The organism is Streptomyces sp. NPDC012888 (genome assembly GCF_042900645.1).
Classification (GTDB): Bacteria; Actinomycetota; Actinomycetes; order Streptomycetales; family Streptomycetaceae; genus Streptomyces.
In genome coordinates, this window is the sequence record NZ_JBIBBM010000004.1 from 93,705 (window position 1) to 119,301 (window position 25,597).

The window sequence follows — 25,597 nt, forward strand, 5'->3', positions numbered from 1 at the left end:
CCTTGCGCACGGGACTACGTACGAGTAGTTAACCAACCGCCACGATTGCCGGGCCCGGGAGTGGGAAGGGCTCCCCGGGTACAGCGCACGGCAACCCGCACTCCTCCCCTTCCCGCCACCCGAGTGAACGCGGACAGGAGCGGCCATGCCCGCAGCCCAGCCGCCTGCCGAGCGGCTAGAAACAGAGCGAACAGAGCGTGCACAACCGGCTGAACCGTTGTCACCGAGCCCTGCGAACCTCCCCCAGGTGAATCCATCATGATCGGTCGCATTCCCGTGCTGGACGTCCGCCCTGCCGTCGACTGCGGCGCAAGAGCCGCGAAAGCGGTCGTGGACGAGGTATTCGAGGTGTCCGCCACCGTGTTCCGCGAGGGACACGAGGCGATCGCCGCCCATGTGCTGCTCAGGGATCCCAGCGGGCGGCTGCGGCCGCCGGTCCCGATGCGGGAGCTGGCTCCCGGTAGCGACCGCTGGGGTGCCCGGATCTCGGCCGGGACCGAGGGGAGGTGGACCTACACCGTCGAGGCGTGGAGCGATCCGGTCGCCACCTGGCGGGCCCACGCCCGGATCAAGATCCCGGCCGGCATCGACGTCGAGCTGATGCTGCTGGAGGGCGCCGAGCTGTACGAGCGGGCCGCCGCCCGGATCCCGAAGAAGGACGGGCGGCTCGACGTGCTGGCCGCCGCCGACACGATGCGCGAGGAGGGCGACCCGCTGGCCCGGCTGGAGGCGGCGCTGACCCCCGCGGTGGACGCCGCCTTCGCGCGCCGCCCTTACCGGGAGCTGGTGACCACCTCCAAGCCGCTGGCCCTGCTGGTGGAGCGGAAGCGGGCGCTGTTCGGGTCCTGGTACGAGATGTTCCCGCGGTCCGAGGGCGCGGTGGTGGAGGAGGGGATGCCGCCGGTCAGCGGCACGTTCCGGACCGCCGCCGAGCGGTTGCCGGCGATCGCCGCGATGGGTTTCGACGTGGTGTACCTGCCGCCGGTGCACCCCATCGGCACCACCTTCCGCAAGGGCCCCAACAACTCGCTGTCGTCCGGGGCGTGGGACGTGGGCGTGCCGTGGGCGATCGGCTCCCCGGAGGGCGGGCACGACGCCGTCCACCCCGATCTCGGCACCATCGAGGACTTCGACCACTTCGTGGGCCGGGCGCGTGAGCTGCGGCTGGAGGTGGCGCTGGACTTCGCGCTCCAGTGCTCGCCCGACCACCCGTGGGTGGAGAAGCACCCGGACTGGTTCCGGCACCGGGCCGACGGGACCATCGCGTACGCGGAGAACCCGCCGAAGAAGTACCAGGACATCTACCCGCTGCACTTCGACACGGACATGAAGGGCATCGTCGCGGAGACCCTGCGCATCCTGCGGTTCTGGATGGAGCACGGGGTGCGGATCTTCCGGGTCGACAACCCGCACACCAAGCCGGTGGTGTTCTGGGAGAAGGTGATCTCGGACATCAACCGGACCGACCCCGACGTGATCTTCCTGGCGGAGGCGTTCACCCGGCCCGCCATGATGCGCGCCCTGGCCGCCGTCGGCTTCCAGCAGTCCTACACGTACTTCACCTGGCGCAACACCAAGCAGGAGCTCACCGAGTACCTGACCGAGCTGGCCGGGGACTCCGCCGCGGTGATGCGGCCGAACTTCTTCGTGAACACCCCGGACATCCTGCACGAGTACCTGCAGACCGGCGGCCGGCCGGCCTTCGAGGCCCGGGCGGTGCTGGCCGCCACGCTCTCGCCCACCTGGGGCGTGTACGCGGGCTACGAGCTGTGCGAGAACACGCCGCTGCGGGAGGGCTCCGAGGAGTACCTGGACTCGGAGAAGTACCAGCTCCGGCCGCGGGACTGGGCCGGCGCGGACCGCCGGGGCCGGACCATCGCCCCGCTGATCACCACGCTGAACCTGATCCGCCGCCGCCACCCCGCGCTCCAGCAGCTGCGGGACATCCACTTCCACACGACCGACAACGACCAGGTGATCGCCTATTCGAAGCACAGCGGGGGCGATTCCGTACTGGTGGTCGTCAACCTCGATCCGCACCACACCCATGAGGCGACAGTCTCGTTGGACATGCCGGCACTCGGCCTCGAATGGCACGGGTCCCTCGCGGTGCGCGACGAGCTCACCGGCGAGACCTACCACTGGGGCAGGGCGAACTACGTGCGGCTGGAGCCGGGCCGGACCCCCGCGCACGTACTGACCGTCCTGCGACCGTCCCCGCCCACCGGAGGGTCACCCACCACATGATGATCAACGATCCCGTCCCCGACACCTTCGAGGACACCCCCGCCAGGGACCGCGACCCCGACTGGTTCAAGCGGGCGGTCTTCTACGAGGTCCTCGTCCGCTCCTTCCACGACAGCAACGGGGACGGGGTCGGAGACCTCAAGGGGCTGACCGCCAAACTGGACTACCTCCAGTGGCTCGGCGTCGACTGCCTCTGGCTGCCGCCCTTCTTCGCCTCCCCCCTGAGGGACGGGGGGTACGACGTCTCCGACTACACCTCGGTGCTCCCGGAGTTCGGCGACCTGGCCGACTTCGTCGAGTTCGTCGACGCCGCCCACCAGCGCGGCATGCGGGTGATCATCGACTTCGTCATGAACCACACCAGCGACCAGCACGAGTGGTTCCAGCAGTCCCGCAGCGACCCCGACGGCCCGTACGGCGACTACTACATGTGGGCGGACAACGACAAGCAGTACCAGGACGCCCGGATCATCTTCGTCGACACCGAGACCTCGAACTGGACGTACGACCCGGTCCGCAAGCAGTACTACTGGCACCGGTTCTTCTCCCACCAGCCGGACCTCAACTACGAGAACCCGGCCGTCCAGGAGGAGATCGTCTCGGCCCTGCGGTTCTGGCTGGACCTCGGCATCGACGGGTTCCGGCTGGACGCGGTGCCGTACCTGTTCGCCGAGGAGGGCACCAACTGCGAGAACCTCCCCCGCACCCACAGCTTCCTCAAGCGGGTGCGGAAGGAGATCGACGCGCACTACCCGGACACCGTGCTGCTCGCCGAGGCCAACCAGTGGCCGGAGGACGTGGTCGACTACTTCGGCGACTTCCGCTCCGGCGGCGACGAATGCCACATGGCGTTCCACTTCCCGGTGATGCCGCGCATCTTCATGGCGGTCCGGCGGGAGAGCCGCTACCCGGTCTCGGAGATCCTCGCCAAGACGCCGGAGATCCCGGCGCGCTGCCAGTGGGGGATCTTCCTCCGCAACCACGACGAGCTGACCCTCGAGATGGTCACGGACGAAGAGCGCGACTACATGTACGCGGAGTACGCCAAGGACCCGCGGATGCGCGCCAACATCGGCATCCGCCGCCGCCTCGCCCCGCTCCTCGACAACGACCGGCACCAGATCGAGCTGTTCACCGCCCTGCTGCTGTCCCTGCCCGGCTCGCCGATCCTCTACTACGGCGACGAGATCGGCATGGGCGACAACATCTGGCTGGGCGACCGCGACGGGGTCCGCACCCCGATGCAGTGGACCCCGGACCGCAATGCCGGTTTCTCCTCCTGCGATCCGGGCAGGCTGAACCTGCCGGTCATCATGGACCCGGTCTACGGGTACCAGGTGACCAACGTCGAGGCCGCGATGTCCTCGCCCTCCTCGCTGCTGCACTGGACCCGCCGGCTGATCGAGATCCGCAAGGCCAACCCGGCCTTCGGTCTCGGGTCGTACACCGAACTGCCGTCATCCAACCCGGCGGTGCTGGCGTTCCTCCGCGAGTACGGCGACGACCTCGTGCTCTGCGTGCACAACTTCTCCCGCTTCGCGCAGCCGACGGAGCTGGACCTGCAGTCGTTCAACGGGCGGATCCCGGTGGAACTCACGGGTGACGTCAGGTTCCCGCCCATCGGCGAATGGCCGTACCTGCTGACCCTGGCCGGTCACGGCTTCTACTGGTTCCGGCTGCGCGCCGACTGACCGTCCGCGCCGGCAGGACCCCGGGGCGGGTCGCTCGAACGGGTCAATGACCCGCCCCTGTACGGATCATCCTGACCCGACACTCGCACACCACCGGAGAAGCATCTCTCGCGATCCGGGACACTCTGCGGATTCTGCGCATTCACGTGACGGCCCGGGGAAAGGACGCGACGCCATGTCGGAGGCTGCATCCGCCCGGAGCCGCATGAGTGGCCATGGCCGCCTCGCGGCCGACCGGCTCGGACCCCTGGAGCCCATGCTCCGCGCCTGGCTGCCCCGCCAGCGCTGGTTCGCCGGGAAGGGCCGCGCCATCCGCCGGGTCAGAATGGTTTCGGCGGCGGACCTGCTTCCGCCCCGCGTGGTACCGGGCCTGCTCCACCTGCTGGTGGACGTGGACGGCGACTGCTACCAGCTGCTGCTCGGCGTCCGGCCGGCCCTGCCGCCCGCCCTCGCGCCCGCCCTGATCGGGCTGGCCGAAGAGGGCCCGTACGCCGGCCAGTTCGTCTACGAGGGCCTCGGTGACCCGCGGCTGGCCTCGCTGCTGCTGGAACGGTTGCGCTCCCCCGGCAACCTCGGCCCGCTCCGCTTCGACCGGGACCCCGCCGCGCTGATCCCGGCCGCGCTGCCACCCCGTCCGCTCTCCGGCGAGCAGACAAACTCCTCGCTGATCTACGGGGATTCGTACATCCTCAAGGTGTTCCGCAGGGTGGGGCCGGGGGTCAACCCGGACCTCGAGCTGCCCAGAGCGCTGGCCGCCGCCGGCTGCGCCAGAGTGCCCGCCCCGGTCGCCTGGTACGAGGCCGACCTGCCCCTGGGACCGCTCGGCGACGGCCGGCCGGGTTCCGACCCGCTGACCCTGGGCGTCCTCCAGCCCTACCTCCGGGGCTCCGACGACGGCTGGCAGCTGGCGCTGCGCCGGCTCCGCGCGGGCGCCCCGTTCACCGCCGAGGCGCACGCCCTGGGCCGGGCCACCGCGGAGGTACACAGCGCCCTCGCCGACACCCTGCCCACGGTGACCCTCGACCCCGAGCGCACCGCCCGGCTGGCCGCCGGGATGACGGCCCGGCTGGCCGCCGCGGTCCGCGAGGTCCCTGCCCTGCTGCCGTACGAGGCCGGGCTGCGGGCCGCCTTCGACGCCCTCGCCGCCTCCCGCGGCCACGGCGTGCCCGCCCAGCGGATCCACGGCGACCTGCACCTGGGCCAGACCCTGCGCACCGCCGACGGCAGCTGGTCCCTGATCGACTTCGAGGGCGAGCCGGCCCGGCCGCTGGCCGAACGCCGCCGCCCCGAACCCGCCGTCCGGGACATCGCCGGGATACTGCGCTCCTTCGACTACGCCGCCCGTTCCCACCAGCCCTACGCCCTGACCTGGTCCGACGACTGCCGGGCCGCGTTCTGCGAGGGCTACGCCCGCACCACCGGCCGCGACCCCCGCGAGGACCAGGTGCTGCTGCGGGCGTACGAGACGGACAAGGCGGTGTACGAGGCCCGCTACGAGTCCCGCCACCGCCCGGACTGGCTGCACGTCCCCCTGGCGGCCATCCGCCGCCTCTCCGAACGCGAGCGCCCGGCCGCCAAGCGGGCCCCCGCACCGGGCCCCGCTCCGGGGCCCGCCAGCCCCCACCCCCGCCCGCAGCCCCCGAGGAGGCCGCACACGTGAGCGCCGCCCGTCAGCCGTCGCCGCCGTCACCGCCCGCCCCCGCTCCCGCCGCCACCGCGGCGGGGGCCGTGCCCGCCGGAGCCCCGGCCGAACGCAAAGCCGCCCGTACGCCCAGGGCCCGCAAGGAGCCCGCGGCCCGGCCCGGGAAGGAGGTCCGGCCCGCGCCCGCGCTCGGCGCGGAGGAACGCGCCCGGCTGCTGGAGGGACGCCACCACGACCCGCACGCGGTGCTGGGCGCGCGCACCCTGCGCGGCGGGGTGGCCATCCGGGCGCTGCGCCCGCACGCGAGGTCGGTGACCGTCGTCGCGAAGGGACTGCGGACGCCCCTGCACGACGACGGGGACGGCCTGTTCTCGGGGCTGCTGCCGCTGCGCGAGGTGCCGGACTACCGGCTGCTGGTGACGTACGACCGGGACGAGATCGAGGTGCACGACCCGTACCGGTTCCTGCCCGCGCTCGGCGATCTCGACCTGCACCTGATCGGCGAGGGCCGGCACGAGGAGCTCTGGACGGCGCTGGGGGCCCGCCCGATGGAGCACCAGGGCGTGGCCGGGACCAGGTTCACGGTGTGGGCGCCCAACGCCCAGGGGGTGCGGGTCGCCGGGGACTTCTCCTACTGGGACCCGGTCGGGCAGCCGATGCGCTCGCTGGGTGCCAGCGGGGTGTGGGAGCTGTTCCTGCCGGGGGTCGGGGACGGCGCCCTGTACAAGTTCGACATCGCGCGGCCGGACGGCTCGCACACGCTGCGGGCCGACCCGATGGCCCGGCGCACCGAGGTCCCGCCGGCCACCGCCTCCGTGGTCACGGAGAGCCGGTACGAGTGGCAGGACGCCGAGTGGATGGCGGCACGGGGCGGCCGTCAGCCGCACCAGTCGCCGTTCTCGGTGTACGAGGTGCACCTGGCGTCCTGGCGGCCGGGGCTGTCGTACCGGCAGCTGGCCGAGCAGCTCCCCGCGTACGTGCGGGAGCTGGGCTTCACGCACGTGGAGCTGATGCCGGTGGCCGAGCACCCCTTCGGCGGGTCCTGGGGCTACCAGGTGACCGGGTTCTACGCGCCGACCTCCCGGATGGGCGGCCCGGACGACTTCCGCTTCCTCGTCGACTCGCTGCACCGGGCCGGGATCGGGGTGATCGTCGACTGGGTGCCGGCGCACTTCCCGCGGGACGACTGGGCGCTGGCCGAGTTCGACGGGCGCCCGCTCTACGAGCACTCCGACCCGCGGCGGGCGGCCCACCCCGACTGGGGGACGCTGGAGTTCGACTACGGCCGCCGGGAGGTCCGCAACTTCCTGGTGGCCAACGCGGTGTACTGGTGCCAGGAGTTCCACGTGGACGGCCTCCGGGTCGACGCGGTCGCCTCGATGCTGTACCTCGACTACTCGCGCAACGACGGCGAGTGGGCGCCGAACGAGCACGGCGGCCGGGAGAACCTCGACGCGGTGGCCTTCCTCCAGGAGATGAACGCGACCGTGTACCGGCGCTGCCCGGGCGTGGTGACCATCGCGGAGGAGTCCACCGCCTGGGACGGGGTGACCCGGCCCACCGACGGCGGCGGCCTGGGCTTCGGCCTGAAGTGGAACATGGGCTGGATGCACGACACGCTCCGCTACGTCGGCAAGGAGCCGGTGCACCGCAAGTACCACCACCACGACATGACCTTCGGCATGGTCTACGCGTACAGCGAGAACTACGTGCTGCCGATCTCGCACGACGAGGTGGTGCACGGCAAGCGGGCGCTGGTGTCGAAGGCGCCCGGGGACTGGTGGCAGCAGCGGGCCACGCACCGGGCGTACCTGGGCTTCATGTGGGCCCACCCCGGTAAGCAACTCCTGTTCATGGGGCAGGAGTTCGCTCAGGGGGCGGAGTGGTCCGAGGCGCACGGGCCCGACTGGTGGCTGCTGGACCCGTCGTATTCGGCGGCGGGCGACCACCGGGGCGTGCGGACCCTGGTGGGCGACCTCAACCGGGAGTACCGGGCGGCGCCGGCGCTGTGGGAGCGGGACTCCGTGCCGGACGGGTTCGCGTGGGTGGAGGCGGACGCGGCGGAGGACAACGTCTTCGCGTTCCTGCGGTACGCGGCGGACGGCTCGCCGCTGCTGGCGGTCAGCAACTTCTCCCCGGTGGTGCGGCACGGGTACCGGCTCGGGGTGCCGGACGGGCCGAGGGCGTGGCGCGAGGTGCTGAACACCGACCACGAGCGGTACGGGGGCAGCGGGATCCGGCACGGGCGCCCGCTGCGCCCCGAGCCGGAGCCGGCCCACGGCCGCCCGGCCAGCCTGCGGCTGACCCTGCCGCCCCTGGCCACCCTCTGGTTCCGCCCGTAACACCCCGGGGAGCCCGCGCGCGGCGCGGGCTCCCTCCGGGGCGCCGTCCCGCCCCCCGCGCCTCGAACGCCGGCGAGGCCGAGATGCCGCCCGGCAGCACGAAGGGGCCGGCCGGGGCCGCGGCCCGGGTGGGGGGCCCTCGCCACCCCCGTGACGCGAGGGCCCCCGTACGGATCACGTACGGGAGGCGCGGCCGGTTCGGGGGTGTGACGCGGCACACGTGATACGTATCGCGTAGGGTGGCTGAAAGCTGAGCCTCCGTCGCCTCCCGACGTGGATCTTCCGACCATTCCGATTACCGGACGGTCGCGTGGAAAACGGACCAAAGCACCAGCCTTCGTAGGAGATTCCTACGAGTTGTGAGCTTGGGTGAACAACCCGTAGTCGACACACCCCGGCCACTCCTACCGTGTGCCTCGTGCACCAGAGCCCACCCTTCAACGCCCCCGCCGCCCGACGCCTCCGCTCGGCCCTGGGGATGGCGCCCGGCCATGTCTCCTACGGCCTGCGCGCCCAGTACGGACTGGACGTCGACCCCGAGACCGTGATGGCCTGGGAGCGCGGCGACATATCCCCCACCTCCGCCGAACTCACCGCCCTCGCGGGCGTGTTGTGGTGTTCGCCCGGCGAGCTGCTGGCGGAGCCGGTCACCCTGCGGGAGCACCGGGTGGCGCGCGGGCTGTCCGCCGAGGAGCTGGCCCGGCGGGTCGGGCTGGACGCCGGGTCCTACCAGAAGATGGAGGACACCGGGCGCTGGAAGGGCAACGAGCGGCAGTCGGCCGCGCTGGCCTCGGCGCTCAAGCTGACCCTGCCCCAGTTCGTGCTGGCGACCGGGAAGCAGGAGGAGCTCGCCGGCCTGCTGCGCAACGCGGTGACCACGCGCTGGCAGGCGTACGTGAAGCCGCTGGCCAAGCTGCTGCCGGTGCCCAGGCACCACCTGGAGACGGTGGTGGAGCAGCTGCACGCCGAGTACCAGTCGCGGATGGTGGCCACCCTCAGCTGGGGCGGCGCCGGCGCGCGGGTCGGCAGCGGGGACGCGGGCCGGGAGTACCTGGACGGGATCGTGGACCGCTTCTGGACGCTGGCCCGCGGCACGGAGTGAGCCCCCCTCCGGCGGAGAGGGGCCGTCCGGCGGCGCGGCGGGGGCTCCGGCCCCGGGTCCGCCCGGCCGCAGGGCCCGTCACATCCGGGTCAGAAGACCGATTCCGCCTCGAACATCCGGTCCGCCGGGACGGTCTTCAGCTCGGTGACCGCCGATGCCAGCGGGGCCATGACGATGTCGGTGCCGCGCAGGGCGGTCATGTTGCCGTAGTCCCCGCGGTGGACGGCCTCGACGGCGTGCCAGCCGAAGCGGGTGGCGAGCACCCGGTCGTAGGCGGTGGGGACGCCGCCGCGCTGGACGTGCCCGAGGATGACCGGCCGGGCCTCCTTGCCGAGGCGGCGCTCCAGCTCGACGGCGAGGCGGTTGCCGATGCCGGCGAACCGCTCGTGGCCGTACTGGTCGATCTCGCCCCGCTCGTACGGCATGGAACCCTCCGCCGGGTGGGCCCCTTCGGCGACGCAGATGACGGCGAACTTCTTCCCCCGGGCGAAACGTTCCTCCACCATCTTGACCAGGTCGTCCACCTCGAAGTGGCGCTCCGGCAGGCAGATGCCGTGGGCGCCGCCCGCCATCCCGGACTCCAGGGCGATCCAGCCCGCGTGCCGGCCCATGACCTCGACCACCATCACGCGCTGGTGCGACTCGGCGGTGGTCTTGAGCCGGTCTATGGCCTCGGTGGCGACCGTGACCGCGGTGTCGAAACCGAAGGTGCGGTCCGTGGAGGAGATGTCGTTGTCGATCGTCTTCGGGACGCCGACCACCGGCATGCCGGCGTCGGCGAGCATCCGGGCGGCGGTCAGGGTGCCCTCGCCGCCGATGGGGATCAGGGCGTCGATGCCGTAGCGCTCGGCCAGCTCCTGCGCGTTCTCGGCGGCCTCGCTGAGCCGGGCGCGCTCCATGCGCGCGGAGCCGAGGATGGTGCCGCCGCGGGCGAGGATGCCGCTGACGGCGTTGATGTCCAGCGGGCGGTGGTGGCCGTCGAGCAGGCCCTTGAAGCCGTCCTCGAAACCGATGACTTCGTCCCCGTGGCCCACGACGGCCCGGTGCACGACCGACCGGATCACGGCGTTCAGGCCCGGGCAGTCGCCGCCTGCGGTGAGAACTCCGATACGCATCGTGCTGTGTCTCCTGCTCCTGGGGTGAAGGCCCTGTCTGCGCAGCCTGTCCGATTGTTCCATGCTCGTCATGCGGGGCGCGCTCTGTACTGCTCCGCCCCTTACCTCCCGGAAGGTCTTCGGGGCCTCCCCACAGGGCCGTTTTCCCGGGGGGCGCCCTACCCATGCGCAGGGGTATTGTCAAGAGGTCAAGCCCACCCTATCGGGGAAAATCGACCCGCAAGCATGGACGGAGAGCAGGCGTGACGCGCAGCGTGTACGTGACCGGGATCGACCGGGGTGACGGCCGGCAGGTCGTCGAGCTGGGGATCATGGAGCTGCTGACCCGCCAGACGGGCCGGGTCGGCGTCTACCGCCCCCTGCTGCACGACGCACCCGATCGCCTGTTCGACCTGCTGCGGTCCCGCTACCGGCTGGACCAGGACCCGCAGGCCGCCTTCGGCATGGAGTACCACGAGGCCTCCGTCGTCCTGGCCGAGAAGGGCACCGACGAACTGGTCTCACGGCTCGTCGACCGGTACCACCGCGTCGCGCGCGACTACGACGTGATGCTGGTCCTCGGCACCGACTACGCCGAGACCAACCTGCCCGACGAACTGGCGCTGAACGCCCGTCTGGCCAACGAGCTCGGCGCGGTGGTGATCCCGGTGGTCGGCGGCACCAAGCAGGCCGCGGAGTCGGTGCGCGCCGAGGCCCGCAACGCCTACCGGGCCTACGAGGGCCTGGGCTGCGAGGTGGTCGCCATGGTGGTCAACCGGGTCGCCGCCGCCGACCGCGAGGCGATAGCCGGGCGGCTCGCCGCCCGGCTGCCGGTGCCCTGCTACGTACTGCCCGACGACAAGTCCCTGGCCGCGCCGACCGTCGCCCAGATCACCCGGGCGCTCGGCGGCGAGGTGCTGCTCGGCGACGGGGCCGGGCTGGCCCGCGACGCCCTGGACTTCGTGTTCGGCGGCGCCCACCTGCCGAACTTCCTGAACGCCCTGACGCCCGGCTGCCTGGTGGTCACTCCCGGGGACCGGTCCGACCTCGTGGTCGGCGCGCTGGCCGCGCACACCTCCGGCACCCCCGCCATCGCGGGGGTGCTGCTCACCCTGAACGAGCGCCCGGCCCCCCACATCCTGGACATGGCCGCGAAGCTGGCACCCGGCACCCCAGTGGTCTCGGTGGCCGGCAACAGCTTCCCCACCGCCGCCGAGCTCTTCTCCCTGCAGAGCCGGTTGAACTCGGCCACGCCGCGCAAGCTGGAGACCGCGCTCGGACTGTTCGAGCGCCACGTGGACACCGCCGAGCTGCGCGACCTGCTGTCCGTGGCCCGTTCGGAGCGGGTCACCCCGATGATGTTCGAGCACGAACTGCTGGAGCGGGCCCGCTCCGAGCGCCGCCGGGTGGTGCTGCCCGAAGGCACCGAGGAGCGGGTGCTGCGCGCCGCGGACGTGGTGCTGCGGCGCGGGGTCTGCGACCTGACGCTGCTGGGCGAGGAGAAGGCCGTACGCAAGAAGGCCGCGGACCTCGGGGTCGACATCGGCGGGGCCGACGTCATCGACCCGGCGCTCTCCCCGCTGCGGGAACGGTTCGCCGAGTACTACGCCGGGGCCCGCGCCCACAAGGGCATGACCGTCGAGCTGGCCCACGACGTGGTCACCGACGTCAACTACTTCGGCACCCTGATGGTCCAGGAGGGCCTGGCCGACGGCATGGTGTCCGGCTCGGTGCACTCCACCGCGGCGACGATCCGGCCCGCCTTCGAGATCATCAAGACCAAGCCGGAGGCCTCGATCGTCTCCTCCGTCTTCTTCATGTGCCTGGCGGACAAGGTGCTGGTGTACGGCGACTGCGCGGTCAACCCGGACCCGGACGCCGAGCAGCTGGCCGACATCGCCGCCCAGTCCGCCGCCACAGCGGCCGCGTTCGGGGTGGAGCCGCGGATCGCGATGCTGTCGTACTCCACCGGCACCTCCGGCTCCGGAGCGGACGTGGACAAGGTCCGCAAGGCCACCGAACTGGTCCGCGCGCGGCACCCGGAGCTGCTGATCGAGGGCCCGATCCAGTACGACGCGGCCGTGGACGCGGACGTGGCGGCGACGAAGCTGCCCGACTCCGAGGTGGCCGGCCGGGCGACGGTGCTGATCTTCCCGGACCTCAACACCGGCAACAACACGTACAAGGCCGTGCAGCGTTCGGCGGGCGCCGTCGCGGTCGGCCCGGTCCTGCAGGGTCTGCGCAAGCCGGTCAACGACCTCTCGCGCGGCGCCCTGGTCCAGGACATCGTCACCACGGTGGCGATCACCGCGATCCAGGCCCAGTCCCGGGCGACGCAGTAATACGTCCCGCACCGAAGGAAAGACGTCTCAAGTGACCACCGCATCGCGCGTACTCGTCCTCAACTCCGGCTCGTCGTCGGTCAAGTACCAGCTGCTCGACATGGCGGACCGGTCCCGGCTGGCCGTCGGGCTGGTGGAGCGGATCGGTGTGGGGGCACCCCCCGCGAAGCGAGGGGGACAGACCTCACGGCTGGCGCACGAGGCGCTGGCCGGTCCGAACCCCGGCAGGCGGGAGCGGGTGGGCCCGATCGCCGACCACGAGGCGGCGCTGAAGGCGGTGGCGGCGGAGCTGGCCGCCGACGGGCTGGGCCTGGACTCCCCCGAACTGGCCGCCGTGGGCCACCGGGTGGTGCACGGCGGCACCCGGTTCACCGCGCCCACCGTGATCGACGACGAGGTGCTCGCCGAGGTCCGCAGCCTGGTGCCGCTGGCCCCGCTGCACAACCCGGCGAACATCACCGGCATCGAGGTGGCCCGGGCGTTGCGCGCGGACATCCCGCAGGTGGCGGTCTTCGACACGGCGTTCCACTCGACGATGCCGGAGCACGCCGCGCAGTACGCGATCGACGCGGCCACGGCCGCGAAGTACTCGGTCCGCCGGTACGGCTTCCACGGCACCTCGCACGCCTACGTCTCGCGGGCGACGGCGCGGCTGCTGGGCAAGGCGCCGGAGGAGGTCAACGTGATCGTCCTGCACCTGGGCAACGGCGCCTCGGCGTCGGCGGTGCGGGGCGGGGTGTGCGTGGACACCTCGATGGGCCTGACCCCGCTGGAGGGGCTGGTCATGGGGACCCGGTCGGGGGACCTGGACCCCGCGGTGATCTTCCACCTGGCGCGGGTGGGCGGGCTGTCGGTGGACGAGATCGACGCGCTGCTGAACAAGCGGAGCGGTCTGCTGGGCATGTGCGGGGACAACGACATGCGGGAGGTGCTGCGTCGGGCCGGCGAGGGCGACGCGGCGGCGCAGGGGGCGTTCGCCACGTACGTGCACCGGCTGAAGAAGTACATCGGCGCTTACGCGGCGGTGCTCGGGCGGGTGGACGCGGTGGCGTTCACGGCCGGGGTCGGGGAGAACTCGCCGCAGGTGCGGGAAGCTGCGGTGGACGGTCTGGCCGAGCTGGGTCTGGTGCTGGACCCGGAGGCGAACGCGGTGCGCTCCCCGGAGCCGCGGCTGATCTCCACCGAGTACGCGAGGGTGGCCGTCGCCGTGGTGCCGACCGATGAGGAGCTGGAGATCGCCTCGCAGGCGTACGCGCTTGTTACCCAGTAGTCACTTGGACTTTCCGCCAGACGGAATATTCCGCTACGAAACAAACCGGATAGGATCCGCTTCATGCGCCGTTCCAAAATCGTCTGCACGCTGGGCCCCGCCGTCGACTCGTATGAGCAGCTGAAAGCACTCATCGAGGCAGGTATGAACGTGGCCCGATTCAACTTCAGCCACGGCTCCCAGGCAGAACACCAGGAGCGGTACGACCGCGTCCGGAAGGCCGCCGAGGACACCGGGCGCGCGGTCGGCGTCCTCGCCGACCTCCAGGGCCCCAAGATCCGTCTGGAGACCTTCGCCGAGGGCCCCGTCGAGCTGGTGCGCGGTGACGAGTTCGTCATCACCACCGAGGACGTCCCGGGCGACAAGTCCATCTGCGGCACCACCTACAAGGGGCTGCCGGGCGACGTCGCCAAGGGCGACCAGGTCCTGATCAACGACGGCAACGTCGAGCTGCGGGTGACCGAGGTCGAGGGCCCCCGGGTCAGGACCATCGTCATCGAGGGCGGTGTCATCTCGGACCACAAGGGCATCAACCTGCCCGGTGCCGCGGTGAACGTCCCGGCCCTGTCCGAGAAGGACAAGGAGGACCTCCGCTTCGCGCTCCGCATGGGCTGCGACATGGTCGCGCTGTCCTTCGTCCGCGACGCCAACGACGTCAAGGACGTCCACCGGGTGATGGACGAGGAGGGCCGCCGGGTCCCGGTCATCGCCAAGGTGGAGAAGCCGCAGGCGGTCGAGAACATGGAGGCCGTCGTCGGCGCCTTCGACGCCGTCATGGTGGCCCGCGGCGACCTGGCGGTCGAGTACCCGCTGGAGAAGGTCCCGATGGTCCAGAAGCGGCTCATCGAGATGTGCCGCCGCAACGCCAAGCCGGTGATCGTGGCGACCCAGATGATGGAGTCGATGATCACCAACTCCCGGCCGACCCGCGCCGAGGCCTCCGACGTGGCCAACGCCATCCTGGACGGCGCGGACGCGGTCATGCTCTCCGCCGAGTCCTCGGTCGGCCAGTACCCGATCGAGACCGTCAAGACGATGTCGAAGATCGTCGCCGCGGCCGAGGAGGAGCTCCTCTCCAAGGGCCTGCAGCCGCTCGTCCCGGGCAAGAAGCCGCGCACCCAGGGCGGCTCGGTGGCCCGTGCGGCCTGCGAGATCGCGGACTTCCTGGACGGCAAGGCGCTGGTCGCCTTCACCCAGTCCGGCGACACCGCCCGCCGGCTGGCGCGCTACCGCGCCGTCCAGCCGATCCTGGCCTTCACCACCGACGTGAACACCCGCAACCAGCTCACCCTGAGCTGGGGCGTGGAGTCCTACGTGGTCCCGTACGTCGACAACACCGACGCGATGGTCGACCTGGTGGACGCCGAGGTGTCCAAGCTCGGTCGCTACAACGCCGGCGACACCATGGTCATCACGGCCGGTTCGCCCCCCGGTGTCCCCGGCACCACCAACATGGTCCGGGTCCACCACGTGGGCAGCGGCGACCGCGACTGACCCCGCGCCCGCACCGGCGCCCGCACAGCCGGCCGAGGCCCGTGCTCCTCGCAAGGGGGCACGGGCCTCGGCCGTCGCCGTCTTCCGCCCGTTACTCCGGCGGGCCGATGTAGTTCTTCAGACCGGGGACGGTCAGGTCGCCGCCGAACTGTCCGGCCTGGACCACCTTCACCTTGGTGAAGAAGGCGAAGGGCACGTCCAGCGGCGGCGGGCTGTTCGGGCTGAACTCGATCGGGATGATGCCGAACAGGTTGCCCTTGAGCGACTCGGTGTACATGGTCACCGTGCCGCCCCGGATCTTCGAGGTGGAGCCCGGGGTGGACTTCAGGTGCGCGATGTTCCCGGACTTGCCCACGGTCTGGTAGAGGTCCCTGATGTCCAGCGAGTCCGCGGTGAACTTCAGCACCGGCTTGATCTTGCCGCCGGCCGTCTTGACCTCCACGATGCCGTGGTACTTCAGGCCGTAGAGGGTCAGCAGGGAGCTGTCCAGGTACCAGGGCTCGTCCGGCAGCAGCGGGATGCCGGTCTCCAGTTCGGCCGCGGCCAGGGCCTCCGGGTCGGGGGTCGGACAGGGGAACGGCTGCTTGCCGTCCGCCGTCTTCTCGCCGGACTGCTTCCCGGTCTCGTCCTTCGGCTTGGTCCTGGTGTCCTTGACCTCGTCGGAGAGCTCCTCCACCCCGACGCCCGCCCGGCGGGCGGCGTCGCGGATCTTCTGCTCCTGCGGGTCCGGCGCCTCGGTGGTGGGCCGCGGCGGCTTGGGGGCCGGCGCCTCGGGGGCGGTCGGTACGGCCGGCGCGGAGGCGTCCGGTGCGGGCTGCTGCGGCCGGACGTCCTGCTTGCCGGCCAGGCCGTCGAAGAAGTCGGTGATCTTCTCGCCCACGCCCAGCGGGTCGAGCGGGTTCACCGGCTTCGTGGCGGTCGGCGCCGGGGCGGTGATCGGGGCCGCTTCCCGGGCCTGCTTCGAGGCCGAGGCGGAAGGCGAGGCCGACGGCGAGGTCTTCGGGACCGGCGCCTTCGACAGCCCCGGGGAGGGGGCCGCGCTGGGCGAGGCGCCCGGCGAAGGGGTCTTGGAGGGGGACTTGGAGGCCGACGGCGACGGCGACTTCGACGTCTCGTCGGAGGGCTCGTCGGAGCGGGTCACGCACGGGCCGGGCGCGAAGGGTATGTCCTTCTCGTCGGCCAGGGCCAGCTTGGGGGCTATGCCCATCCCGACGAACACGGCGGTCGGCATCGCGGCCAGCGCCATCGTCTTGCCGACGGGTATGCGGACCTTGGTCAGCAGCGACTTCCTGGGAGCCGCGTGGCGCGGACCCCTTCTTTCACGGGACTCTGCGTCTGGGGCCGCGGCCCGCTGCGTCTCGTCACCCCGCACTGTTCCTCCCGCCATCGGCGTGGGCAGTCATCTCGGTCGCGTGGATCGTTTCCGTCTCGCGGGGCCCGGCGGCCGGCTCCTTCACGGGCACGCCCGGCGCCCACGACAGGGCCAGGCATCCGCCGACCAGCGCGCACAGGAAGCCGAGGCCGAAGCCGCCGAGGTTGGAGACCGGCAGGGACACCAGGCCGAGGAGCAGGGTGGCCACGCCGGCGAAGATCCGGATGGACTGCTGGAACCACAGGCCGAGGCCGAGGGTGATCAGCAGAACCCCGATGATCAGGGCGCCCGCGCCGCCGGTGGTGGCCATGGCGATGCTGACGTTGCCGAGCCGGAGGTCGGCGTACGGGAAGTAGGCGATCGGCAGGCCGCCGAGGAGGGTGAACAGCCCGGCCCAGAACGGCCGCTTGCCGCTCCAGGCGTGGAAGCGGTAGTACACCACGGTGAGCCAGTGGTCGTCTGCTGCGGCGTTAACCGGGGCCTGGGGGTTCATGGACAACAGCTCCCTGGAAACGGTGGTACGGAAGAACTTCGTGGAGCCCGGACGGGCGGGCGGGCACGGCGGACGCCGCCGCCCGCCCGTCCGGTCAAGCGCCGGGACGAGCGGCTGTCACTTCTCGTCCTGGTAGCACGGCTGGTCGCCGCCCATCAGGCGCAGCTTCAGGTCCGGCAGCGTGAAGGTGCCGGCCGTGGTGGCCCACGCCTTCTGGCGCACCTTCGTCAGCGTCGCCTCCTTGGCGCGCTGCGAGAAGGCGTACTTGTTGGTCACGGTGCCGGGCTGCGGCTTGGTGACGTGGCTGCCGTCGCCCACCGCGACACCGATGTCGAGGTCCTTGAAGTGGGCGTCGGCGTCGAGCTCGGCCACGTCGAGGTAGATGTTCTCGGCAACGGCCGGCGTGCCCTTGTGGCCCGTCCGCAGCTGCAGCGTGATGTTGCCGAAGGGGGTCGGGGTCACCAGCGACTGGCACATGTTGGTGATCTCGGCCCGGCTGAACCCGGAGATGGTCACCGGGTGGTGCTTCACCTCTCCGGTCTTCAGGTCGTTGCCCTTGGCGAAGCCTCCGTACTGAATCAGGTTGTCACCCTTCAGACGGTCGGCCGAGACCTTGAAGTCCTGGCCGGAGACGCTGAAGGACGCCGCGAGGGCTCCCTGCGCCAGACCCACACCCACCGCGGCGGCAGCCGCGACGCTCGGGACCATGACGAGAGCGAAGCGCTTCCATCTGGTCCCGCCACGAACCTGGGAATTCATGTTGTTCCTCCTTCTCGGACGTACATCTCCGGTCCGGGCCCTGCCCGTCCTGGGATGGGAGAAGTGCTACGTCCTCGGGAAGGAGCGCAGGAGTCCGTGGCGCGGATCCGCGTCAGGTACACCGGCGATCACCCCCGAGCGACAACCACTGGGCCACGCGTCCGCGCAACCTGGAGGACAGGCCCTGCCGGTGCGGCAGGGACCCCCCTGTCCCTCGGCCGGTGGCACTGCCGCCGGCCGGCCCGGTGGGGACCCGTCGCCGCGTGCCGGGTGTACGGCGCTGCGGGACGGACCGAGCGTGGCCGATCGTGGTCCATTCGACGCTGCCGCACAAGGGGGTTCGTTACTGGCGGGTAACGGGTGGATAACCGGGCCTCGACGGGACGCGCCCGGGCGGCCACACAGGGTGTCACCCCGGGGCATGACGAAACCCCTGAATCCCTCCGCAAGCGGACAGATCCAGGGGTTCGATTTACTGCGAGTAACACGTCGCGCGGATTGCCAAGTTTTGGCAAAGCGGGGCCGCTGTTTATCTATCTGTCAACAAATCGTCGGCCGCGACGGGTTGCCTCAGAAGAGCACCCGGGCGAGCGCGGTACGGGCCGCGGACACCCGCGGGTCGTCCCCGCCGATGACCTCGAACAGCTCCAGCAGCCTCAGCCGTACGGCGTCCCGGTCCTCGCCGTACGTCACCCGAACGGTGTCCACCAGTCGCCCGAAAGCGTCCTCCACGTGCCCGCCGACCAGGTCCAGGTCGGCCGCGGCGATCTGGGCCGCCGGGTCCTTCGGGTTCTCCGCGGCCGCGGACCGCACCGCCTGCGGGTCCATGTGCTGGACCCTCTGCAGGAGTTCGGCCTGGGCCAGCCCGAGCTTGGCCTCCGGGTGCGCCGGGTCCTCGGCGAGCACGTTGCGGTACGCCTGGACGGCACCGCCGAGGTCGCCCGCGTCCAGCGCGGCCATGGCCGCCTCGAGCAGGGCGTCGTACGGGCCCGCGGGCGCGGCCGCCGGGGCGCCCTCGCCGGCCGCGGGGGCGTCGGGGTCGACCTGGATCCCGGTGAGGCCGAAGCGTTCCTCGGCCACCTGCACCAGCTGGGCCAGGGTCTCGCGGACCTGCTGCTCGGGGGCGGCGCCCTGGAAGAGGGGCAGCGCCTGGCCGGCCACCACGGCGAAGACGGCGGGGATGCCCTGGATGCCGAACTGCTGCATCAGCATCTGGTTGGCGTCGACGTCCACCTTGGCCAGCACGAACCGGCCGTTGGCCTCGACGGCGAGCCGCTCGAGCAGCGGACCGAGCTGCTTGCAGGGCTGGCACCACTCGGCCCAGAAGTCGATGACGACGGGCACTTCGGCGGAACGCTGGAGCACATCACGTTCGAAGCCGGCCTCGTCTACGTCGATGACGAGCGCCGACGGGGGCACCGCCGCCGTACCGCCCTGCCGGGCGGCCTCCGCGCGCGCCTGCTCGGCCTTGGCCTTGGCCTCGCCGGCCGCCTTCACCGCGGCGAGGTCTACGACGCCGCTCATGGACATGTTTCTCGGCTGCATGCGTACATCCTCCCCCGTTTGCGCGCACCGACGAAAAAGACCGGCCGATTCGACTGCGGCGCCGGGTCCCCACCTGGCGCCTGGTAGCTCGCGTGGTCGTCGCTCTTTCGCTACGAGCCGTAGCGTAACTGGCCGGTAGCCTCCCGCGCTCCGTGATATGCCCCACAGCGGAAGGCCCGGGGCGCTTTACCTACCGGCGGGTATGGTCACCGTCCATGCGCAATCTCGGTTCCACTTCCGGCCGCACGGGCCGCCCGCGGAGCGCGGCGGCGGACGCCGCGATCCTCGCGGCGACCCGGGACGCGCTGTGCGAGCTGGGCTGGTCGAAGCTGACGATGGGCGACGTCTCCGCGCGGGCGGGGGTCGCCAAGACCACCCTCTACCGGCGGTGGGCCGGGAAGAACGAGCTGGTCGTGGATGCGGTGGCGGAGCTGTTCGACACGCTCGAACTCCCCGACCGCGGTTCGCTGGAGGCCGACGTCGAGTACGTGGTCCTCCAGTTCGCCGCGCTGCTGCGGCGGCCGGAGGCGCGGACGGCCCTGATGGCGGTGGTCGCGGAGTCCACCCGGGACGAGGCTCTGCGGGAACGCATCCGCTCGGCGATCGTGGACCGGCAGAAGCGGCTGGTCGTCCTGGGCCGGGAACGGGCCCAGGCCCGGGGCGAACTCCCGGCGGAGCCGGACGAGTCGGCGGCCGGGCCCACCACGGACCTGATCTTCGACGTCATCGCCGGCACGGTGGTGCACCGGGCGCTGGTCAGCGGGGAGCCGGTGGACGAGCTCTGGGTCGCCACGTTCACCACCCTCCTGATGCACGGCCTCCGCGGCCCCACCCCCTGACCCGCCCCGGCCGCCGCCCCCGCGGCAGCACCGCCGCCCGACCCCGGCGGCTCCGCCGGAGCCGGCTCGTGGGCGGCTCCGCCCGCCGAGGGCGCCGGCGGGGCACATCCGGCCCCGCCGGCGGTCGAGGCGCGGGTCAGAAGCCGGCCGGCTCCGTGTAGGTGCCCCACTCCTCGCGGAGCACCCCGCAGATCTCCCCGAGCGTCGCCTCCGCCCGCACCGCGTCCAGCATCGCCGGGATCATGTTGGACCCGTCCCGCGCGGCGTCGAGCATCGCGTCCAGCGCGCCCCGCACCTTCGCCTCGTCCCGGCGCTCCTTGCGGGTGCCCAGGGCGCGCACCTGCTCCCACTCCACCTCGTGGCTGACCCGCAGGATCTCGAGGTCGCCCGTGACGGAACCCTCGTGGCAGTTGACGCCGACGACCCGCTTGTCGCCCTTCTCCAGCGCCCGCTGGTACTGGAAGGCGGACTCGGCGATCTCCCCGGTGAACCAGCCGTCCTCGATGCCTCGCAGGATGCCGGAGGTGATCGGGCCGATCGGGTGCTGCCCGTCCGGGTGCGCCCGCAGGCCCCGCTCCCTGATCTGGTCGAAGATCTTCTCCGCGTCCGCCTCGATGCGGTCGGTGAGCTGCTCGACGTACCAGGAGCCGCCCAGCGGGTCGGCCACGTTGGCCACGCCGGTCTCCTCCATCAGCACCTGCTGCGTCCGCAGGGCGATCTCGGCCGCCTGCTCGCTCGGCAGGGCGAGGGTCTCGTCGAGGGCGTTGGTGTGGAGGGAGTTGGTGCCGCCGAGCACCGCCGCGAGCGCCTCCACCGCCGTCCGCACCACGTTGTTGTACGGCTGCTGCGCGGTCAGCGAGACGCCGGCCGTCTGGGTGTGGAAGCGCAGCCACTGCGCCTTGTCGGTCTTCGCCCCGTAGACCTCCTTCATCCAGCGGGCCCAGATCCGGCGGGCCGCGCGGAACTTGGCGATCTCCTCGAAGAAGTCGACGTGCGCGTCGAAGAAGAAGGACAGACCGGGCGCGAACACGTCCACGTCGAGCCCGCGGGACAGGCCGAGCTCCACGTAGCCGAAGCCGTCGGCGAGGGTGTACGCGAGCTCCTGCGCGGCCGTGGCCCCGGCCTCGCGGATGTGGTAGCCGGAGACCGAGAGCGGCTTGTAGGCGGGGATGCCCTCGGCGCAGTACTCCATCAGATCGCCGATGAGGCGCAGGTGCGGCTCCGGTTCGAAGAGCCACTCCTTCTGGGCGATGTACTCCTTGAAGATGTCGGTCTGCAGGGTGCCGTTGAGGACGGCGGGGTCGACGCCCTGCCGCTCGGCGGCGACCAGGTACATGCAGAAGACGGGCACGGCCGGGCCCGAGATGGTCATGGAGGTGGTGACGTCCCCCAGCGGGATGTCCTTGAAGAGCACCTCCATGTCGGCGGCCGAGTCGATGGCGACACCGCAGTGGCCGACCTCGCCGAGCGAGCGGGGATCGTCGGAGTCGCGGCCCATCAGGGTCGGCATGTCGAAGGCGACCGAGAGTCCGCCGCCGCCGGCGGCGAGGATCATCTTGTAGCGCTCGTTGGTCTGCTCGGCGTTGCCGAAGCCGGCGAACTGCCGGATGGTCCAGGTCCGGCCGCGGTAGCCGGTCGGGTGCAGTCCCCGGGTGTAGGGGTACTCGCCCGGCCAGCCGATGCGGTCGAAGCCCTCGTAGGTGTCGCCCGGGCGCGGTCCGTAGACCGGGTCGACGGCATCTCCGGAGAGCGTGGTGAAGTCGGCGTCCCGCTTGCGGGCCTTGTCATAGCGGGCCTGCCAGCGGCGGCGGCCCTCCTCGATGGCGTCAGCGTCCATGCTTCGAATTTACTAGGACGTCCTAGTAAATGTCGATGGTGAAAGGCCGGACTCCGGCAGGTTCGCCCCCCTCGCCCAACGCCGAGCGCCCCCGCCGTGGTCTCGGCGGGGGCGCTCGGAACGCGGCGGAGCCTCCCGGCTCAGGCGCGGGCGGGGGCGACGCCGCCCTCGACCAGCGGCTCGACCTCGGCGCGGATCCTGCGCTCGACGAAGAAGGCGGCCAGCGGGATGGTGCCGCTGACCAGCACCCACAGCAGCTTGCCGAAGGACCACTTGGCCTTGGAGCCCAGGTCGAAGGCGAACACCAGGTAGACCATGAAGAGCACGCCGTGGGCCTGCGAGACCGCGAAGGTCAGGTCGGCCCCGGTGTCGAAGCCGTACTTGGCCACCATGCAGGCGCAGAGGATCAGCAGCATCACGGCGGTGATGTAGGCCATGACGCGGTAGCGGGTCAGCACGCTTCGTTTCATGCGTACGAGGTTAACCGTCCGGAAATCGCGCCCCGACCCGGGAGTCCCGCCCCCGCGGCAACCGCCCCGGTGGGGACCGCCGACGCCGGGCGGCCCGTGACCAAGCTCACCGCGCCCGGCCCGCCGCCCGAGCGGGGCGCGGGCTCAGCCGCGCTCCGGCTCGAAGTCGGCGGCGGCGATCCGCAGCGGCCGCAGCATCGCGAAGATCTCCGCGCACTCCTCGGCGTCGTACACGCCCAGGCCGAAGTCCATCGCCATCAGGTCCCGGGTGGCGGCCTCCACGACCTCGCGCCCCTTGTCGGTGATCGACGCCAGCGTGCCGCGGCCGTCGTTGGGGTTGGGGCGCTTGGCCACCAGGCCCGACCTCACCAGACGGTCCACCGTGTTCGTCACCGAGGTCGGGTGCACCATCAGGCGTTCGCCGATCTTGGACATGGGGAGCTCGCCGGCCTTGGAGAAGGTCAGCAGCACCAGCGCCTCGTAGCGCGCGAAGGTCAGCCCGTACGGCTTGACCACCGCGTCCACCTCACCGAGCAGGATCTGGTGCGCCCGCATGATCGAGGTGATCGCGGCCATCGAGGGCACCGGCCCCCAGCGCCGCTGCCAGAGTTCGTCGGCGCGGGCGATGGGGTCGAAGGGGAGGCTGAGCGGCTTGGGCACGGACCCGACCTTACCGGCCGGTCAGTTGGCGGACAGGCCCGTCTCACCCACCGATCCCGCCGCCCCGTCGTCCAGCAGCCGCTTGCGCAGGCGCCCGACCAGATCCTCGTCGACGCCGAGGCGGGTCCGGGCATACCCGCGGACCGAGCCGTACGTGGTGGCCAGGTCTGCCAGGAAGAGCCGGATCACCTCCTCCGGCGCCCGCCCGTACGCCGGCCAGCGCAGCTCACGGCCCGGGTTGGCGGCGCGCCAGTCGGCCACCAGGCGCTCCGTGGCCAGCTCGGTCAGGGCGAAGTCCGCGGCGATGGTGTCCTCGTCGACGCCGAGCAGGGCCAGGACGAGGGCGGCCAGCAGCCCGGTGCGGTCCTTGCCGGAGGCGCAGTGGAAGACCAGCGGCCCGTCGCCGTCCGCGATCAGCCCGAGGGCGGCCCGGAGCTCGGCCGTGCCGTCCTCGGCGACCTCGGCGAACCGGTCCGCGAGGTAGCGCCAGGGGTCGAGGGCGGGGTCGATGGAGGCCTGGTCGTAGGGGCGGTGCTCCACGCTGAGGTTGGCGTAGACCAGGCCCGCCTCCTCCGGGACGCGGCCCTTGGCCTCGATCTCCCAGGGGTAGCGCAGGTCGATCACGGTACGCACGCCCAGCGCGCGGAACCGGTCCAGATCGGCGGCGGCGTCCGGCGCGGCCAGCTTGCCGAGGGAGTCGGACCGGTAGAGCCGTCCCCAGCCCAGGGTTCGGCCGTCCCGGGTCGAATACCCGCCCAGGTCACGGAAGTTGTGCAGCCGGTCGAAGTCCAGGTGTCGTCGCGTCACGCCCGCCACCCTAGATCGGGAACTCCGGTGCGAGCGGGTGCGCGGTGTCGTGACTCGGTGTCACTTACCGGACATGCCAGGATGTTCCGGTCCATAGTGCCGCCGCTCGCCCCGAGGAAGCCGGATGCCAGGCCACAGCCCCCGACGCCGCCCCCTCGCCGCCGCCACCACCACCGCGGCCACCGCCGCCGCGGCCTGCGCCCTGGCCCTGGCGGCGGTCGCCGGCTGCACACCGCCCCCGCCCCCGCGCACGGGCCCGCCGTCCCCGGCCGCCGCGCCACCGGCCGAGGAGACCGGGTCCCCGTTCTGGGTCGACCCGCGGAGCGCCGCCGCCCGGCAGGCGGCCGCCTGGGACGAGCAGGGGCGTACCGCGGACGCGCAGGTGCTGCGCCGGATCGCGGACCGGCCGGTCGCGCTGTGGGCGCCGGCCGGCGACCCCGGGCCCGCGGTCCGGCGCGCGGCGCGGGCGGCCGCGGCGGCCGGGCGGACGGTGGTGATCGCCGCGCACGCCCTCCCGCACCCCGGCTGCGGCCGGCCACCGGGCGGCGGCGCCCGGGACGCGCAGGCCTACCGCCGCTGGATCTCCGCCCTCGCCGACGCCATCGGCGGGGCCCGGGCACTGGTCGTCCTGGAGCCGGGAGCCATGGCCGAGGCCCTCGACGGCTGCGCCCCGGCCGGCCGTACGGAGGGACGGCACCGGCTGCTGGCGGAGGCGGTGGACCGGCTCAAACGGAACCGCGGCACCCGGGTCTACCTGGACGCGAGCCGGCCGGGCCGGTTCCCCGACCCGGCGGATCTGGCCGGGCACCTCGCCCGGGCGGGCCTCGGCCGGGCCGACGGGTTCGCGCTGAACGTCTCCGGCTTCGAACCGGACGCGGCCGTACGGGCGTACGGGGCGAAGCTCTCCCGGGCCACCGGCGGCAAGCACTTCGTCGTCGACACCGGCCGCAACGGCGACGGCCCGCGCCCCGACGGATCCGGTCCGGGCGCGTGCAACCCGCCCGGCCGCTCGCTGGGCGTCCCGCCCACCGACCGCACCGGCGACCCGCTGGCCGACGCCTACCTGTGGATCAGGCGGCCCGGCGAGTCCGACGGCACCTGCCGCGGCGGACCCGCGGCCGGCACCTGGTGGCCCGACTACGCACTGGGCCTGGCCCGCCGCGCCAAGGACCCGGCCGGCTAGGAACCGTCGTCCCGGAGGTCGGGACCGGGCCCGTACTCCCGGTCGTGGACCGGCGCGTCCGGGAGCTCCCGGTCCAGCGCCTCCCGGTAGCGGACGCAGCCGCGGAGGAACCGCGGCCACGGCGGTACGGCCACCTCCGGCTCGACGCGCTCGGGCAGCAGGCCCCACAACCGGGGGTGGTGCCAGCACAGGTCGTGCCCCGAGGTGTCCCGGTGCGCGCGGATCCCCGCACGCAGCCGCCGCACCTCCTCGGCCAGCTCGTCACGGCTCAGCCCGGCGAGATCGGCGTCCAGGTCCATGACCGCACACCCTAGGGGCCGCGGGTACCGAGGGCCGGGACCGCCGCGGACGGCGGCCGGTCGCGGACGCGCGGGAGCCCCCGGCCGGACGGCCGGGGGCTCCCGTGTG

20 protein-coding genes are annotated in these 25,597 nt (G+C 72.2%); 10 read left to right on the plus strand and 10 right to left on the minus strand.

Features of this window, described 5'->3' with window-relative positions:
- The first annotated feature begins 258 nt into the window (after positions 1–258).
- From ACFY61_RS07830 to ACFY61_RS07850, 5 genes are all read left to right on the plus strand, one after another.
- On the plus strand, positions 259–2,247 hold the full coding sequence (locus ACFY61_RS07830; RefSeq protein WP_389468390.1) for a maltotransferase domain-containing protein: 1,989 nt from the start codon (positions 259–261) through the stop codon (positions 2,245–2,247).
- Positions 2,244–3,938: a maltose alpha-D-glucosyltransferase gene (treS, locus tag ACFY61_RS07835; RefSeq protein WP_389468393.1), complete on the plus strand. Its 1,695-nt coding sequence runs from the start codon at positions 2,244–2,246 to the stop codon at positions 3,936–3,938. Before ACFY61_RS07830 ends, treS begins: the two co-directional genes overlap by 4 nt.
- Before the next feature lie 175 nt (positions 3,939–4,113).
- On the plus strand, positions 4,114–5,598 hold the full coding sequence (locus ACFY61_RS07840; protein ID WP_389468395.1) for a maltokinase: 1,485 nt from the start codon (positions 4,114–4,116) through the stop codon (positions 5,596–5,598).
- On the plus strand, positions 5,595–7,922 hold the full coding sequence (gene glgB / locus ACFY61_RS07845; protein ID WP_389468397.1) for a 1,4-alpha-glucan branching enzyme: 2,328 nt from the start codon (positions 5,595–5,597) through the stop codon (positions 7,920–7,922). Before ACFY61_RS07840 ends, glgB begins: the two co-directional genes overlap by 4 nt.
- Before the next feature lie 478 nt (positions 7,923–8,400).
- Positions 8,401–9,024: a helix-turn-helix domain-containing protein gene (locus ACFY61_RS07850; protein WP_389469277.1), complete on the plus strand. Its 624-nt coding sequence runs from the start codon at positions 8,401–8,403 to the stop codon at positions 9,022–9,024.
- Positions 9,025–9,113: 89 nt separating this feature from the next.
- Here ACFY61_RS07850 and ACFY61_RS07855 read toward each other — a convergent pair whose 3' ends face one another.
- Entirely contained in the window at positions 9,114–10,139 is a 1,026-nt protein-coding gene (locus tag ACFY61_RS07855; RefSeq protein ID WP_389468400.1) for an ATP-dependent 6-phosphofructokinase, read from the minus strand.
- A gap of 242 nt (positions 10,140–10,381) precedes the next feature.
- Here ACFY61_RS07855 and pta point away from each other — a divergent pair, with 242 nt between their 5' ends.
- From pta to pyk, 3 genes are all read left to right on the plus strand, one after another.
- Positions 10,382–12,460: a phosphate acetyltransferase gene (pta, locus tag ACFY61_RS07860; RefSeq protein ID WP_389468403.1), complete on the plus strand. Its 2,079-nt coding sequence runs from the start codon at positions 10,382–10,384 to the stop codon at positions 12,458–12,460.
- 31 nt (positions 12,461–12,491) lie between these two features.
- Positions 12,492–13,730, plus strand: a complete 1,239-nt coding sequence (locus tag ACFY61_RS07865) for an acetate kinase (RefSeq protein ID WP_389468405.1) — start codon at positions 12,492–12,494, stop codon at positions 13,728–13,730.
- 63 nt (positions 13,731–13,793) lie between these two features.
- Entirely contained in the window at positions 13,794–15,224 is a 1,431-nt protein-coding gene (pyk, locus tag ACFY61_RS07870; protein ID WP_389468408.1) for a pyruvate kinase, read from the plus strand.
- 91 nt (positions 15,225–15,315) lie between these two features.
- Here the strand turns inward: pyk and ACFY61_RS07875 are convergent, their stop codons facing one another.
- The 4 genes from ACFY61_RS07875 to ACFY61_RS07890 all read right to left on the minus strand — a co-directional run bounded on the left by ACFY61_RS07875 (position 15,316) and on the right by ACFY61_RS07890 (position 19,393).
- Positions 15,316–16,596, minus strand: coding sequence for a hypothetical protein (locus ACFY61_RS07875; protein WP_389468411.1), 1,281 nt, complete (start codon positions 16,594–16,596; stop codon positions 15,316–15,318).
- A complete protein-coding gene (locus tag ACFY61_RS07880) occupies positions 16,586–17,089 on the minus strand; it encodes a DUF6114 domain-containing protein (RefSeq protein WP_389468414.1) in 504 nt (167 codons plus the stop codon). The genes ACFY61_RS07875 and ACFY61_RS07880 overlap by 11 nt, the downstream gene beginning before the upstream one ends.
- A gap of 117 nt (positions 17,090–17,206) precedes the next feature.
- Positions 17,207–17,848 (minus strand): DUF6230 family protein, encoded by a 642-nt coding sequence (locus tag ACFY61_RS07885; RefSeq protein WP_389468416.1) that lies wholly within the window; start codon positions 17,846–17,848, stop codon positions 17,207–17,209.
- Positions 17,849–18,418: 570 nt separating this feature from the next.
- Positions 18,419–19,393, minus strand: coding sequence for a tetratricopeptide repeat protein (locus tag ACFY61_RS07890; RefSeq protein WP_389468419.1), 975 nt, complete (start codon positions 19,391–19,393; stop codon positions 18,419–18,421).
- A gap of 215 nt (positions 19,394–19,608) precedes the next feature.
- Here ACFY61_RS07890 and ACFY61_RS07895 point away from each other — a divergent pair, with 215 nt between their 5' ends.
- Positions 19,609–20,232, plus strand: coding sequence for a TetR/AcrR family transcriptional regulator (locus ACFY61_RS07895; RefSeq protein WP_389468422.1), 624 nt, complete (start codon positions 19,609–19,611; stop codon positions 20,230–20,232).
- A 136-nt stretch (positions 20,233–20,368) separates the two neighbouring features.
- On the opposite strand, the gene ACFY61_RS07900 is transcribed toward ACFY61_RS07895, so the two are convergent.
- From ACFY61_RS07900 to ACFY61_RS07915, 4 genes are all read right to left on the minus strand, one after another.
- Positions 20,369–22,069: a methylmalonyl-CoA mutase gene (locus ACFY61_RS07900; RefSeq protein ID WP_389468424.1), complete on the minus strand. Its 1,701-nt coding sequence runs from the start codon at positions 22,067–22,069 to the stop codon at positions 20,369–20,371.
- Positions 22,070–22,209: 140 nt separating this feature from the next.
- Positions 22,210–22,539 carry a DUF3817 domain-containing protein gene (locus ACFY61_RS07905; RefSeq protein WP_389468427.1) on the minus strand — a complete coding sequence of 110 codons (330 nt, stop codon included), beginning with the start codon at positions 22,537–22,539 and terminating at the stop codon, positions 22,210–22,212.
- Positions 22,540–22,683: 144 nt separating this feature from the next.
- Positions 22,684–23,199 (minus strand): MarR family winged helix-turn-helix transcriptional regulator, encoded by a 516-nt coding sequence (locus ACFY61_RS07910; protein WP_389468429.1) that lies wholly within the window; start codon positions 23,197–23,199, stop codon positions 22,684–22,686.
- Positions 23,200–23,220: 21 nt separating this feature from the next.
- Positions 23,221–24,015, minus strand: a complete 795-nt coding sequence (locus ACFY61_RS07915; RefSeq protein ID WP_389468431.1) for a tyrosine-protein phosphatase — start codon at positions 24,013–24,015, stop codon at positions 23,221–23,223.
- 115 nt (positions 24,016–24,130) lie between these two features.
- Here ACFY61_RS07915 and ACFY61_RS07920 point away from each other — a divergent pair, with 115 nt between their 5' ends.
- Positions 24,131–25,189 carry a glycoside hydrolase family 6 protein gene (locus ACFY61_RS07920; protein ID WP_389468433.1) on the plus strand — a complete coding sequence of 353 codons (1,059 nt, stop codon included), beginning with the start codon at positions 24,131–24,133 and terminating at the stop codon, positions 25,187–25,189.
- Here ACFY61_RS07920 and ACFY61_RS07925 read toward each other — a convergent pair.
- A complete protein-coding gene (locus ACFY61_RS07925; protein WP_389468435.1) occupies positions 25,186–25,488 on the minus strand; it encodes a hypothetical protein in 303 nt (100 codons plus the stop codon). The two genes, ACFY61_RS07920 and ACFY61_RS07925, sit on opposite strands and share 4 nt — an antisense overlap.
- Positions 25,489–25,597: the final 109 nt, after the last annotated feature.